Annotated in this window: 14 protein-coding genes and 1 tRNA gene; 6 read left to right on the top strand and 9 right to left on the bottom strand. The window is 58.9% G+C overall.

Going from position 1 to position 13820, the window contains the following annotated elements:
- Positions 1–11 precede the first annotated feature (11 nt).
- Entirely contained in the window at positions 12–1559 is a 1548-nt protein-coding gene (gene guaA / locus ACID345_RS09185; RefSeq protein WP_011522596.1) for a glutamine-hydrolyzing GMP synthase, read from the top strand.
- Positions 1560–1881: 322 nt separating this feature from the next.
- On the opposite strand, the gene ACID345_RS09190 is transcribed toward guaA, so the two are convergent.
- The 4 genes from ACID345_RS09190 to ACID345_RS09205 all read right to left on the bottom strand — a co-directional run bounded on the left by ACID345_RS09190 (position 1882) and on the right by ACID345_RS09205 (position 5546).
- Complete coding sequence (locus tag ACID345_RS09190; protein ID WP_011522597.1) at positions 1882–2634, bottom strand: tetratricopeptide repeat protein; 753 nt, start codon at positions 2632–2634, stop codon at positions 1882–1884.
- Positions 2635–2823: 189 nt separating this feature from the next.
- On the bottom strand, positions 2824–4443 hold the full coding sequence (locus tag ACID345_RS09195; protein ID WP_011522598.1) for a 30S ribosomal protein S1: 1620 nt from the start codon (positions 4441–4443) through the stop codon (positions 2824–2826).
- Positions 4444–4499: 56 nt separating this feature from the next.
- The gene (locus tag ACID345_RS09200; protein WP_011522599.1) at positions 4500–5039 is read right to left on the bottom strand and encodes a hypothetical protein; all 540 of its coding nucleotides are present in this window, start codon (positions 5037–5039) and stop codon (positions 4500–4502) included.
- 42 nt (positions 5040–5081) lie between these two features.
- Positions 5082–5546: a hypothetical protein gene (locus ACID345_RS09205; RefSeq protein WP_011522600.1), complete on the bottom strand. Its 465-nt coding sequence runs from the start codon at positions 5544–5546 to the stop codon at positions 5082–5084.
- A gap of 117 nt (positions 5547–5663) precedes the next feature.
- Here ACID345_RS09205 and ACID345_RS09210 point away from each other — a divergent pair, with 117 nt between their 5' ends.
- The 3 genes from ACID345_RS09210 (at position 5664) to ACID345_RS09220 (ending at position 7673) form a co-directional block, all read left to right on the top strand.
- Entirely contained in the window at positions 5664–6029 is a 366-nt protein-coding gene (locus ACID345_RS09210; RefSeq protein WP_011522601.1) for a PadR family transcriptional regulator, read from the top strand.
- Positions 6016–7032 carry an HAAS signaling domain-containing protein gene (locus ACID345_RS09215; protein WP_011522602.1) on the top strand — a complete coding sequence of 339 codons (1017 nt, stop codon included), beginning with the start codon at positions 6016–6018 and terminating at the stop codon, positions 7030–7032. The genes ACID345_RS09210 and ACID345_RS09215 overlap by 14 nt, the downstream gene beginning before the upstream one ends.
- Before the next feature lie 65 nt (positions 7033–7097).
- A complete protein-coding gene (locus tag ACID345_RS09220) occupies positions 7098–7673 on the top strand; it encodes an RNA polymerase sigma factor (protein ID WP_011522603.1) in 576 nt (191 codons plus the stop codon).
- Positions 7674–7686: 13 nt separating this feature from the next.
- Here ACID345_RS09220 and ACID345_RS09225 read toward each other — a convergent pair whose 3' ends face one another.
- Complete coding sequence (locus ACID345_RS09225) at positions 7687–8097, bottom strand: low affinity iron permease family protein (RefSeq protein WP_011522604.1); 411 nt, start codon at positions 8095–8097, stop codon at positions 7687–7689.
- A 211-nt stretch (positions 8098–8308) separates the two neighbouring features.
- Here ACID345_RS09225 and ACID345_RS09230 point away from each other — a divergent pair, with 211 nt between their 5' ends.
- The gene (locus ACID345_RS09230) at positions 8309–10084 is read left to right on the top strand and encodes an adenylate/guanylate cyclase domain-containing protein (protein WP_011522605.1); all 1776 of its coding nucleotides are present in this window, start codon (positions 8309–8311) and stop codon (positions 10082–10084) included.
- 117 nt (positions 10085–10201) lie between these two features.
- Here ACID345_RS09230 and ACID345_RS09235 read toward each other — a convergent pair whose 3' ends face one another.
- Entirely contained in the window at positions 10202–10603 is a 402-nt protein-coding gene (locus ACID345_RS09235) for a DUF1801 domain-containing protein (RefSeq protein ID WP_011522606.1), read from the bottom strand.
- A 34-nt stretch (positions 10604–10637) separates the two neighbouring features.
- A tRNA-Arg gene (locus tag ACID345_RS09240) sits at positions 10638–10714 on the bottom strand.
- Between the two features lie 162 nt (positions 10715–10876).
- Between ACID345_RS09240 and ACID345_RS09245 the strand changes: the two genes are divergently transcribed.
- On the top strand, positions 10877–11164 hold the full coding sequence (locus tag ACID345_RS09245) for a hypothetical protein (RefSeq protein WP_011522607.1): 288 nt from the start codon (positions 10877–10879) through the stop codon (positions 11162–11164).
- A gap of 108 nt (positions 11165–11272) precedes the next feature.
- Here ACID345_RS09245 and ACID345_RS09250 read toward each other — a convergent pair whose 3' ends face one another.
- Both ACID345_RS09250 and ACID345_RS09255 read right to left on the bottom strand, forming a co-directional pair.
- The gene (locus ACID345_RS09250; RefSeq protein WP_011522608.1) at positions 11273–11599 is read right to left on the bottom strand and encodes a metal-sulfur cluster assembly factor; all 327 of its coding nucleotides are present in this window, start codon (positions 11597–11599) and stop codon (positions 11273–11275) included.
- Positions 11600–11709: 110 nt separating this feature from the next.
- Positions 11710–13641 carry a hypothetical protein gene (locus ACID345_RS09255; protein ID WP_041855569.1) on the bottom strand — a complete coding sequence of 644 codons (1932 nt, stop codon included), beginning with the start codon at positions 13639–13641 and terminating at the stop codon, positions 11710–11712.
- Positions 13642–13820: the final 179 nt, after the last annotated feature.

Here is a 13820-nt window from a genome sequence, read left to right on the forward strand (position 1 = left end):
GAAACTCAAAAGTGGACACCCAATCAATCGTCATCCTCGACTTCGGTTCGCAATATACCCAGCTGATTGCGCGCCGCATCCGTGAACAGAACGTCTTCTCGGTTGTCCTTCCGTGCACCGCTAAGCTCGACGAAATCCAGAAATACAATCCTGCCGCGATCATTCTCTCGGGCGGACCTTCGTCGGTTTACGACGCCGATGCGCCGCCGGCCGATCCGCAGGTGCTGCACCAGGGCCTGCCAGTGCTCGGCATCTGCTACGGCCTGCACTGGATGACCCATAATCTCGGCGGCAACGTGCGTCCGGGCGCGAAGCGCGAGTACGGCCACGCCGAAGTCGAGATCGTCAAAGACTCGCCGCTCTTCGCGCACCTCACCGGACCGCTACAGGTCTGGATGTCGCACGGGGATGAGGCCGACAAACTTCCAGATGGCTTCACGCTCTTTGCGCAGTCTCCGAACGCTCTCGCCGGAATGCATAATCTCGAAAAGAACTGGTACGCGATCCAGTTCCATCCGGAAGTTCACCACACCCGGCAGGGAACTGAGATCCTTCGCAACTTCCTCTTCGAGATCGTCAAGATCAAGCCTAACTGGACGCCCGCGCGCTTCATCGACGAAACCGTCGAGTCCATCCGCAAACAAGTGGGCGATGGCCACGTGATTTGCGGCCTCTCCGGCGGCGTTGATTCTTCGGTCGCCGCAACCCTCGTCCATCGCGCCATCGGCAAGCAGCTCACCTGCATCTTCGTGAACAACGGCGTGCTGCGCATGAACGAGTTCGAGAGCGTGCAGACCAACCTGCGCGACAAACTTGGCCTCAACATCGTCGGCGTGGATGCCACCGATCGTTTCCTCGGTAAACTCGCCGGCGTCACTGAGCCGGAGAAGAAGCGCAAGATCATCGGCAACGAATTCATCGCGGTCTTCGAAGAAGAAGCGCACCGCATCGAACAAGAAAGCGGCAAGGTCGACTGGCTCGTGCAAGGCACGCTCTATCCCGATGTCATCGAGTCACAGTCGGTGCGTGGCCCGTCGCAGGTTATCAAGAGCCACCACAACGTCGGCGGCTTGCCGGAGAAAATGAAGCTCAAGCTGATCGAGCCATTGCGCGATCTGTTCAAAGACGAAGTGCGCCGCATTGGCCGCGACCTCGGCATGCCGGAAGACGTGCTCAATCGCCAGCCCTTTCCTGGTCCCGGACTTGCGGTTCGCATCCTCGGCGAAGTCACCGCCGACCGGGTTGCGCTTCTGCAGAAGGCGGACCACATCGTGGTCAGCGAGATCAAGCGTGCCGGACTCTACAACAAAATCTGGCAGTCATTCGCGGTGCTGCTTCCAGTGATGTCCGTGGGCGTGATGGGCGACCAACGAACATACGCGTACACCTGCGCGATTCGCAGCGTTCACTCGGAAGACGGCATGACTGCCGATTGGGTCCCGCTCCCGTACGACGTGCTGAAGGCGATGAGCAATCGCATCGTCAACGAGGTGAAGGGAATCAACCGCGTGGTTTACGACATCACGTCGAAACCGCCGGGAACGATTGAGTGGGAGTAGACTTCGGCTAAACCGTTCATTCCAAGCCTTTTAATATTCAATTGTCAAAGAACTGCTTTGCCTTGCGGCAGGTGGGCTCTAGGCCCACTGTAACTTGCTACCTATTTCCAGAATATCAAATGGAAGGGGTTATTCGGCACGCAGAGGGTGGTCTGTATGCTGCTGATTGTAAGCTAGTTAAGGGGCATGTCCCACCATCCGGGGTCTTGACAGACGACGTTTGTGGGATGGTTTTTCGGGCTAAGTACGGCTAAAGGGCTACGAAGAAATGACACAGCGATCTGACCGGCCGGCCGCGTCCTACCCGACCTTGCGTGCGCCTCTATTTCGACGCCACCGCCGTCTCCTGATCAATGCTGCTTAAGACTTCGCGCGCGAGCGCAATCATCGGCGCGCTGGTTTGCGGCGTGATGGACGCTTCCAACTCCACTCGAGCGGCAGCGTACTGATGGAGTCCGGCGAGTGCCCGCCCGCGGAGGAAATGAACGGCCGGAGCTACCTCGCGGTCGGCGCCCAGCAGGGACGCCTGATTGATCGCAGTTAGCGTGTGCTCGTAGTCGTGCTTGCCCATCCACGACTTCGACATCTCGTAATGCGTCTCCCACGAGGTGGCGTTGATGTCGTTGTAGTGGTTCAGATTGATGAGCGCCTCGTCGTACTTTCCAACGCGATTCAGCGCAGCGCCGTGATAGAGGAACGTCAGTACAAACGTTGGGTCGATTTCAATGGAGCGCACGAAGTCCAAGTCGGCGGATTCGTATTGCTGCTGTTTTAACTTGATGTATCCGCGCAGGGTGAGCGCGTTGGGAAATCGTGGGGCGATGGCGAGCGCGGCGTCTGCTCGCTTCAGGGCTTCCTCAATGTGTCCTCTGCTGAACTCGCTGAGTGCTTTTGAAAACTGGTCGCGTGCTTTGTCAGGCACGCGGAGTTGCACAACCGAAATCGTGTCGTGCGGGTTTGACGGTCCGCGGGCAGCGTTTTGCGCCGCAGCGGCGCTGGTTAAGGTCCATACAACCAGGCAGGAGGAAACAGCAATCCTGCACCGAAAATCGGTGACTGCACTGCGTCTGCCCATGTCGCCATCCTGGTTTTGAACAACCCCGACTAATGGGCGGGTACTTTAGGATTCTCGGCGCAGCACGTCAAGCAAATTCTTCGACACGATGTTTCGGTTGTGTCTCACTCGTCAAGGCTGTTGCGAATCTCTACAACAGACCGTAAAGGCGTGCCTTTCACCCGAAGTGCGGCTTTCGAGTTGCGCAGTTTACTCGAGTTCGACTTCGATCTTCTTTGCGTCGGCGTCGAGGCGCGTAATTTTGAAGCTGCGGATTTGGCCGGCACGGAGATCTTCAGACTTCGAACTCGCGGACGCACCGCTCTTCCACTTGTTTTGAAGCATGGAGGTAAGGGAAGAGAGATCGGCTTTCGCGGTGGCCGCCGCTGCGGGTTGAGCTGCCTTTTGCGTGAACTTGGCTTCGGCCTGGATGCCTTGGCCGAGTTCCGCGCGTCCGCGCTCGCCATTGACCTCGAGCACACGTCCGCTCACGATGTCGCCAAGTTTGTGCTCGGCGATGTATTCGTCGAGGCCGGTGGGGATGAGCTGCTTCATGCTCAGCTTGATCTGGCGCTTCTCGGGATCGATCGCTAGGACCATCGCCTGCACGCGCTGGCCGAGCTTCACGACATCTTGCGGATGATCTACGCGCTTGTCGCTGAGTTCACTGACGTGCACCATGCCTTCCACGCCTTCGGTCAACTGCACGAATGCGCCGAACTTTTGAACGCTGGTGACTGGGCCTTCAATTACGGTTCCGGCGGCGAACTTCTGTGACGCGTCTTTCCAGGGATCGCCGAGCGCCTGCTTCAGTCCGAGAGCAATGCGCTTTTCTGCCGGATTGATGCCGAGGATGACAGCTTCGACGCTGTCGCCAGTTTTCAGGAGATCGCTGGGCTTGCGGACCTTTTTCGCCCATGACATTTCGGAGACGTGAATCATTCCCTCGATACCGGGCTCAAGCTCAACGAATGCGCCGAAATCCATCAGGCGAGAGACCGTTCCGCGCACGCGGTCGCCGACTTTGTATTTCGACGGCACTGAGTCCCACGGATGCGGCTGAAGCTGTTTCATGCTCAGTGAAATGCGCCGCTTTTCGGGGTCGACTTTTATGACCTTGGCTTCGACTTCCTGGCCAACGGTCAGGACATCAGCCGGGCTGTTGACGCGCGACCACGAGATTTCAGCCACGTGCAGAAGGGCATCCACGCCGCCAATGTCTACGAACGCGCCGTAATCGGCGAGGCTTCGGACGGTGCCGTGAACAGTCGCGCCTTCCTGCAACTCTTCGTAGCGTCGGCCTTCCTGCGCGCGGGTTTCTTCTTCAAGAACGGCGCGACGGTCAACAACAACGTCTTCATCGGCTACATCGATCTTGGTGATGCGGCAACGAATTTCACTGCCGACGAGCTTTTCCATCTCGGCGGCATCGCGGGTGCCGGTACGCGAGGCGGGCATGAATGCACGTACGCCCACGTCAACGGTCACGCCGCCTTTTATAACGCCGGTTACGGTGCCCATGATGGTGGCTTCGTCAGCGAAGGCCTTCTCAAGCGCGGACCAGTCGGTGGGAATCTGCACCCGGGTGCGCGAGAGCAGATAATAGCCGCCCTCCGGATCGCGTCCGGCGATGGAAACCAGAAGCTTGTCGCCGGGATTTACGGGCTTGGTGAAAACCGAGACTGGCAGGGTGCCTTCGGTCTTGTAACCGATGTCCACGAAAACAAATTCATCGTTGACCGAGACGACGGTGCCTTCGATTTGGCCTTTGCTGTTACGCGCGTGGTCGTATTGCTTGAGGATGTCGCTGAAGTTATCGGAATCAGACATGCAGGAAAGAGTTCTCGCGAGTGGTGTAACAGAAAGGATATCACCTCGCGGCGATGCTAATTGTGCGGCGTGGAGTCGGTTTTTTGCGGCTCCGGTGCGGGCGTGGCCTGGGGAATGTTTTTGGTGAGAGCGAAGCTCTTCTCGATCTTGTCGAATTGGACGCGCAGGGAAGAATAAGCAGCATCGGATGTGGCGGCGAAGAAGCACCACCCCGATTTGGTTGCCACCACATGCACCAGGGTGTCCACGCTGCGTTCGTCGTAGGCCTGGAAGTTGACGAACACCCCGTCATCTCCACCGAGGGTCGCGACGCCTTTCTCGGTTTCCACGGCATTTACGTACGACTCTCCGGAAGCTCCCAGCGCCGCCTCTCCCACCTTCGCGGCGGAGGGTTGGCCGGGAATGTACATGATATGAATCACCGAATCGCCCATGGTGAGCTTCATGTGGTCAGGCAGCTTGATCACGCGCCAACCAATTGGGACAGCGACGGTGAAGCGATGGTCGTCGTCACTCACAATGTTTTGAGCTGCCGCAAGCGATGCCATTACCGAAGCCAGGAAGGTGAGAAGTAACGCGTATCGCAGTGTTCGCATGGCTCGGCGAGGTCCTTTCGGAGTGGCTTATCGCACTTTATATCACTCGTCGCTGTTCTGGCTCTCTTTCGAATGCCATTCGATGAGGTGTTTCGTCAGCAGCACGAGCCCCACGATTTGGGTCCACTCCGACACGATGTTGCCGGCTACCTGCCCCCACTTGCCATCGGGGGCCGAGCGCGCAAAGAGGAAGATCCATCCGGTGCCGGTTACGAGCAAAAACAGGGTGAGGGAATGGTCGTACACCCAAAGCAGAGGCTCGCGTAACAGTTTGGGGTCTGGATCTTTGCTCTCCGAAGAGCCTTTTTCGTAGAGATGTTTGGTGGCGTAGATCATCACCACCATGCCCGTCCAGTCGGCGACGGCATTGCCGAAGAACGATCCCCAGTGGGTTTGCGGGTCCCAAAGGCTGTAGAGAACGATCCACAGCACCAGGATTCCGAGTGCCGTCAAACCGAGGCCATGGCGGTGCCAAAAGGTCGAGTGTCTGCCTTGTTTCCGCTTCATATGGATACTGAGAGGTAAGAAGCTGGTCGGAGAGTTGCAGCAAGTTACGCTAAATCAGCGCGTTACGAAATTGCTTGACAACATACTGTGTTACATACAGTATGTGACACATCCTATATGGCGAACGGTACACAATCCGCTGCCGAGTTGTTAGAGAACCTTCGGCTGGAACTTCGTCGAGGCTGCCTGGTGTTGGCGGTGCTGGCCCAGCTTCGTACCGAGCGCTATGGATACACCTTGCGCAAGGCGCTCGAAGATGACGGCCTGCCGATTGATGAAGGCACGCTCTACCCATTGCTGCGACGGTTGGAGTCGCAGGGGCTGCTGATGAGCCAGTGGCGCGAGGAAGAGAAGCGGAACAAGCGCTTTTACCGTTTGTCGCCGGTGGGGGAAGAAGTTTTGGGGAAGTTGCTGGTGGAGTGGCGGGGAATCAATGGTTCGATTGGAAAGCTGGTCAACGAGGTGAGTCATGCAACTGATTGATCGCTATTTATATGCCGTAGGACGACATCTGCCGAAGGAACGCCGTGACGACATCCTCGCCGAACTGCGCGCCAACATTCTGGAAATGGCGGAGGACCGCGAGCAGGAGCTCGGACGTCCGCTGACGATCGCGGAAGAGGAAGAGATCCTCAAGAAGCACGGGCATCCGATGCAGGTGGCTTCGCGGTATTTGCCAAAGCGCTATCTGATCGGCCCCGGCGTCTTTCCGTTCTATTGGTACACGATGAGGATCGTGTTGCCATGGGTGATGCTGCTCTACACGGTTGCAAATTTTGGGCGTTTCATCACCGAGCCCGTCACCGTGCAGCGGCTTGTCGAGATTGTTTTCGGATTCTTTCCGGTTGCATTCTACTTTGCCGCTTGGATGACGCTGGTTTTTGGGCTGCTGGAATATGCGCGCGAAAACTACATGTCGAACCCCAACCTTCTCTACTCGTGGAAGCCGAGCAAGTTGCCGCAGGTGCCGCAGCCCCAGCCGGAGGTTCCGGAGAAAAGGCCCAACCCGATCTTCGACTTTATCGGCAGCCTCTTCGGGTTGGCATTCCTCATCATGCTTCGGCAACACCCGATGTGGATTCTTGGCCCGGCGATGAACTACCCGCACGTGCCGCGTCCGGCAGCTATTTGGACGACTGTGTACGAGATGGCGATCGTGTTCGTCAGCATTCAACTGGCAATGAAGGGCATGGTGATTTTCTCGCCGAACTCGCGGGGCTGGCGGATTGCCACGATGCTGGTTACAAAGTTGAGCGCGATTACGATCATCGGATTTCTGCTCACCGCGAATGAGTTCGTGGTGCCAGGACCGGGAAGTGACGCCAGCCTTAACGATGCGGTGCGGCAGATCAACTTTGCGTGCCACCTGGGCTGGCGCGCGGTGATGATCATTGTCGTGCTGCAGTTCTTCTGGGAGATAGCAAAGCTTGCGTATCCGAAGCTGCGATCGGTGAAGCAACTGCCGAAGCTCTTTCTGGTGCCGTAAGTATTCGCGGGCTTGGCGTGCATTGTCGTATGCTCCTCGTCGCAATGCACGCCATCTATGCGTAAATGGCCCGCAAATCAGCAGTCGATCCCGCCGTAGTCACCGCAGCAATGAATGGTGATCGAGAAGCGTTCGAAGAAATCTACCTGCAATATCGAACCTTGGTCTTTGCGGTGTGCAATCGCTTGGTGAAGAACCAGGCCATCAGCGAAGAACTCGTCCAGGACACCTTCCTTCTGCTGCTTCGCAAAATTCATCTCTTCAAAGGTCGCTCGCAGTTTGGGACATGGCTGTACCAGATCGCGCGCAACACGGCGCTGATGTACATCCGCGACCAGCAGGCGAAGGACAACAACGAATCGCTTGGGCAATGGCAGGAAGACGCCACCAAGGTGGTTCAGTTGGAGCGCGTGCTGCGCGTGCAGGACAGCAACCTGCGGAGCATCACCGATCGCGTAACGCTTGAGCGGTTGATAGCGAAGATGGCGCCAGGGTATCGGTCTACGCTGTTGCTGCACGATTTCCACGGCTACGAGCACCGGGAAATTTGCGAGATCATGAACGTCCGGCAGGGGACGAGCAAATCGCAGCTTCATAAGGGACGCAAGCGGCTGCGCGCCATGCTGGAAGCGGCGGCGTAACACTGATCCGAAGTCAGGCGGCTTGGCGGGATTTGCGGGCTTCGCATTCGTCGCGGATGGCGTCGTATTGTTTCGCTAGCTCCGACAATTCTTCGTCCGAGAGCTTTTCTATATTGATCATCTCGTTGTGCGCGTGGTGAATCGAACGGATGATTTCATCAAGCTTCAGGTGGATGGCACGCGCGTCGCGGTTCTGCGTGTTCTGGATGAGGAAGACCATGAGGAACGTGACGATGGTGGTGCCGGTATTGATGATGAGCTGCCAGGTGTCGGAGTAGTGAAAGATTGGCCCGGTGACAGCCCACGCGACGATGATGATGACCGCGGCGAGGAACGACCAGCGGGTGCCGACGAGGTTCGAGGCAGTGGTGGCAAAACCCTGAAAATCTAAGTGTTTTTCTTCTTTCGACGTGGACTGCGCCATTGGTTGGCCTCTCCGGGCTTGCACTGAATATGATGCAGGGCGGGTGGTAGAGCGTTGTGGCTGGCGTGGGCGGAACAGCAGATCCTTCGTCGCTCCGCTCCTCTAGGACGACAGGAGGGAGTGGTCGGGCTGCGGGCGGTGGCTTGGGCTGGCCGCGAGGCGATGTTGCGGGATAGAGGCTTCCCTGGGCTGGGATGACAAAACGCCGCTGATGGCTCGCGGATTTTCGGATACACTTCCGGCATCCATGGCGGAACGGCAACTTACCGCGGGAGTAGAGACGGCCTGGCAGATTGCAGGCGACCTTGCGCTGCAGTGCAGCAGTGCGCTGATTGAGCCGGTCCATCTGATCTACGGGCTGGCGGCGCTGGAGCGGCGCTCGCCGCACATTTCTGCTGTTTCCGATCCGGGGAAATCGGCCGATTTGCAGCGGGAGCGCCTGGAGATCGCACAAACTTTTAAGAGCGCCGGGCTGGAGGCGCAGGATGTGCGGCGCCGCGTCCGCGATTTGTTGCATCCCCCGGAGAGCGCCGGATCAGGCTCCGCACCCAAGGTCATCAGTCGCTCGCCGGAGACGAAGAAGGTGTTTGCTCGCGCGTTGGAGCTCGCTGACGGAGCGCCGACCAGCACTCGCGCACTGCTGACGGCACTGGTGGAAAGTGGAGACGAGGCGATTGCGAAGGTCTTCACTACGGAAGAGCTCGCGAAACTGCTGCCAGGGCGGGCACAACATTCGATGATCGTGCTCGATGAGGCCGTGATCAGCACAATGGAGCACAACGAAGTCGGCGAATCGCTCGATGCGTCCATCGTGATACGGCCGGACGCGAGTGGCTCGAGCGCCGACAAACTCGTATCGCTCTGCGAGATCACATGGAAGTTCGGGGTTGGTGCGAATCTGCAGACATTCCTGGAAGAGATCCTGCGCGAACTCTTGCGTGCGTTGCCGAACGCGGAGCGTGCTTCCGTTTTAATGCTGGAAGAAGAAGGGATGCGGTTGTTGCTCAAGGCCCACATACCGGCGGGGACGCCGGTGGTGAGCGTCACTTCGGTATCACGGGCTCTGGAGACGAAGACCGCGTTCATTTGGAAGAGGGAAGAAGAGCTCACGGTGAGCCAGCAATTCGGACAGCTGGAAGCCGGAATTTATGCGCCCCTGATTGCCAACAATGAAGCGTTTGGCGTGATCTGTCTCGATTCGACCAAAACTGGCGTGAGGTTTCATCAAGCGGATTTATCGCTGGCGGTGGCGCTGGCTCATCAACTCGCGCTGGCAGTTGCGAACTACCGGTTGCAGATGAAACTGCAAGCCAATGCGACGGTGATGGAGCGGCTGCTGACGAACTTCTCGCCGCGAATCCGCAAACGTCTGTTGGAAAGGGCGCAGCAGGGAAAGCTCAGGCTCGGCGGGGAGCGGTCGTCGGTTTCGATATTGTGCTCGGATATTCGTGGCTTTACGCGGATGAGCGCGACCATGGACGCGGAGGACGTGGTCGCGATGCTGAATGATTACTTCCTGGCACTGACCGACTGCATCTTCCGCAATGACGGTACGGTGGACAAGTTTGTTGGCGATGCGATCCTGGCGGTGTTCGGTAGTCCCGATGCGGACCCGCAGCATCACCACAAAGCGGTGAAGGCCGCGATGGAGATGCAGGTCGCGATGCGCGAGCTGAACCAGCGGCGCGGGGCACGCGGAGAACCGGTGTGCGAGATTGGCATCGGGGTGCATACCGGCGATGTGTTGCATGGCTTCATCGGCTCACCGGAGCGAATGGAGTACACCATCATTGGCGATGCCGTGAATCGAACGTCGCGCTTTTGCGATGGCGCGGGAGCGGCGGAAATCGTGATCAGCCCCGAAATACACCAGTACGTATGGAACGCGGTTTCCGCGGTGCCGGTGTCGATCCCGACGAAGCACGAGGGACTGCTGCAGGCGTATCGGGTGGAGAAGTGGCGGGAGACAAAGTCCGCTTCGCAGTAGTGGCTCCGATTGGCGGAACAGCAGGTTGTTCGTCGCTGCGCTCCTCTGGATGACAAGAGAGGGTAGTGGAGGTCGGGGCGGTGTTGTGGGCTAGCCGCTTGGCAGTTGCGGAGAAAATTAGCCGTGTTCGACGCGGGATTTGATGTGCGCGTAGGCGTCTTCGATGAGATGGGCTAATGCGGCGGAGTTCACCGGGGATCCGGCCTTCAACTTTACGTGACGCATGAAGCGGCCGTCGCCTTGCAGCAGGTGGGCGGGATCGCGGAGAGACGCGCCGTGAAAAAAGCCCACATTGACGTGGCTGGTGAAGACATTGACGTAGCCGAAGGGGGCGTCGCCGAAGCAGGCGACGGGGCAACCGTCATGGAGGAGCTCGAGGACCTCGTCGCCGGCGGCGCGCATGACTTCGAACCATTCCCTCGCGATGGCGCCGAGTTCGCCGGGATGCTGGTGGAACCAGGCGTCGATGGCGGGGGAGCGGGGGACGGCACCGTTGAAGGTCAGGAAATTGGGCTTCATAGTGCGAGTGAGTATATGCGGGGAAAGGGAAGAATGGTGCGCCCGGAGAGATTCGAACTCCCGACCTAATGCTCCGGAGGCATTCGCTCTATCCAGCTGAGCTACGGGCGCGCAAAGTCATTATAGCTGACGCTGGACAATCTCCGGAGGGACGCGTACAACGGAAGGTCTGATTCGCGGTTCTAAGCCAGAGGGACGAATTCGTGCGCGGATAGGGGTCTCCGACTCCGTTTCGCTTCGCGAAACTCCGCTCAGGATGACAGGGGTGATGGAATGCAGAATTGGAAGAAGGCAGTGATTTGTGGCTCCGTGGGTGCGGGGGCGATTTTGTTCTTTACCGGACGTCGTTCGGTGGGCACCGCGCTGGCTGCGGGTGGATTAGCGGTGCTGGCATCGGAGTATCCGGAGCGCTTTGAGGCGATCTGGGACAATGCGCCGGAGTACCTGTCGCGCGGGACGCAGATTTTTGCGACGCTGCAGAAGATTGGCGAGCGCTTTGCTGAAGCCGCGGAAGAGCGTGGGGCGGCGGCTTGGGATGAGATTCGGGAGTACAGCCGGTAACACCGAATCTTTAAACACGACGGAAACGAAGTTTTTTAGGAATTAGGAGTTAGGTTTTAGGGACGGCAGCTCGTGGCTGCCGTTTTCGTTTGCGCGCAATACACAGCGTTATTCGATGCCTAGTTGTTTGCGGGCTTCGGGGCTTAGGCGCTCGGGGGACCACGCGGGTTCCCAGATCATTTCGACTTTCACGTTGACGACGCCTGGGAGTTGGAAGAGACGGCGCTGGACGGACTGGCTGATGTCGGTATGCGAGGGGCATCCGGGCGAGGTGAGCGTCATGTCCACCTCAATGTCTTCTCCAGTGGCGCTGGGGACTTCCGTGGGCTTGATGCGGACGTTGTAGACCAGGCCGAGGTCCACGATGTTCACGGGGATTTCGGGGTCGTAGCACTCTTTGAGGGCGGTGAGGATTTCGTCGTTCGTTAACGGCATATTCCTAGTTTAAGGCAAAAATCTCATCCACAGAGGACACAGAGGGACACGGAGGAATTTTGAATTCAAGAAATCTTCTGTGAGACTCTGTGATCTCTGTGGTTAAGAAATTACGCTTCGCGGTTGCGGGGGCCGGGGTGGATGGTCAGGAGGTTGCGTTTGCGCTCGACCGAAGGTGGGGTGGACCAGCCGTTTTCGTTTTCGACGACACGGATGATGGCGGGGTCGGCGATGATCGTATCGGGCGTGGTGGATTTCTCCCAGATCTGGGCGCGGAGGCCGTCGCGGAACTCGGTTCGCGAGGCGGGGGTTTCGCCACTGGCGATGACGTAGCCGGGGGTTTCGACCGAGGGCGAGAGGACCACGAAACGGGCGTCGAGCAATGGGCAGTCGAAGGTGTTGAAGACGAACTGGAAGGCCTCGGGATGCGCGGCCATGCCGCCGTCGCCAATGTAATTGACGACGTACTCTTCTTCGATCTCGTCGCCAGGTTGCGGAGAAGAGGCGAGAGAGGCGTCGCCGTTGACGATGCGTGAGGTCAGGAGTTGTGCGCCCTCGGGCAACGGGAGCGTTTGGAAGGTCTGGATGCCTTCGTCGTTCATCAACTGGACGACGCGATGCATGTAGAGCGAGACGCTGCCGTCGGGACGCGAGATCGCGACTTTGTCTTGCAACAGGACGACCGCGGGCGCGCCGGCGGTCTGCAGCGGTGCGGGCGCCGGACGCCGGTAAGCGGCGAAGAACGGCGGATCAGGCACAAGGCCGTCGACGGAGGTTGCGTTCTGCGCCATGCGACGGTAGTTGCGGGCGTTGGGTGCGACCGCGAGAAATTCGGCGGCAGCGCGGTCGGCGGAAGTGTTGTTGCCGAGGCGCTGCAATTCGGAGATCAACAGACGACGGGCATCGCGATCAAGCGGCCACTCGCGGACATATTCGTTCAACTCATCGAGGGCTTCAAGGTAGCGGTTGTTGCCGGCGAGCCAACGCGCGTGGTCGAGAGGGTCGGACGGAGCCGCTGGTTTACGTGTGGCCAGAAGTAGGTGGCCAATCTGGGTGGCGGCGAGATCCGCTGTATTAAGCTTGGCGGCGGCAGAAGCGAGATCGCCGGTAGCGGCCAACGCTGCGGCTTCGATGTAGGCAGACTCGTGGGGCGGAAGATGGAGCGTCGCGACGGTTGCAGGATCGAACGTCAGCGATTTCGCGATGCGAATGCGCGGCGTGACGTCGCCGGGGCGGAAAGTGATCCGCAATTGGTGGACGCCAGATTCGAGAGCGACGGCGCCGGTGACGCCTTTATCATCCATCGTGATTTGCGTGGCATTGAGATCGCCGGTGATGGTGAATGTGCCAGATTCGGTGGCTAGGTATTCGGCCTGCGCGACGTACTTGGCGTTGCGCGGCAGGTAATCGGGGACGCGAACACGGGCGTCGGGGAACTCGAAGCGTTCGGAAGCGGAGCCACCGTTGACGCGGGCGATGCTCCAGTTAGTGATCCAGCCGGAGGCGAGCGCGAGGGCGCGTAAGTCAGTGTTGGGGAGGCCTTGCAATCCGGCGGTGTAGAGGGCTTCGATCGCGGCAGCGGAACAAACCGAGTCTTTTGCGGCGACGGCTTCGATCTGGGATCGATGGTCGCGGAAGACCTCGCTGTTCTGGCCGGTCGCCTCGAGACGCATGGCAGCGATCAGGCCACGTGGGTCCGCATCTTTAGCAAGACGACAGATTTCAGTCGCGCTTTTGAGCTCAGTCCGGGCGTCGGCACTGGCATGAGCGATCTCCATGGCGAGAAACCATGGCTCAATGGTGTGCGGCGCCCGAGCGAGTTCCAACTGGGCGAGCTTGGTGGCGCGGGGAAGGTCGTCCCGTTCAAAGAGAGCCACACGGGCCGTTGCCGCGGGACGCGCGGGCTGAGCTTTCTTCGGGTGGTGGGGAACCGTGTCGCGGGTGTAATCAGCGGCAGCGAAAAGAGATGTGGTGCAGAGCAGGCAAGCGCTCATCCGCAGAAACAAGCGGCGGTGGGAGCGGAGATCTTGCTGTACGCTCATTCGGATAGAAGTATGCCCTGATGGCGTCAAACCACCAGGGCCCTTGCTGATCTCACTCTCGAAACCCGGCTGCACTCATTTTCCCCCAGGATTCAAAGTTCAGAGGGCTTCGATTGTTGGCTTCAGTGAGACCGATTATGCGGCCCACGGCTGGCATCGGCTATGCAGCTTAGTTCTTA

The organism is Candidatus Koribacter versatilis Ellin345 (assembly GCF_000014005.1).
Lineage (GTDB): Bacteria > Acidobacteriota > Terriglobia > Terriglobales > Acidobacteriaceae > Korobacter > Korobacter versatilis_A.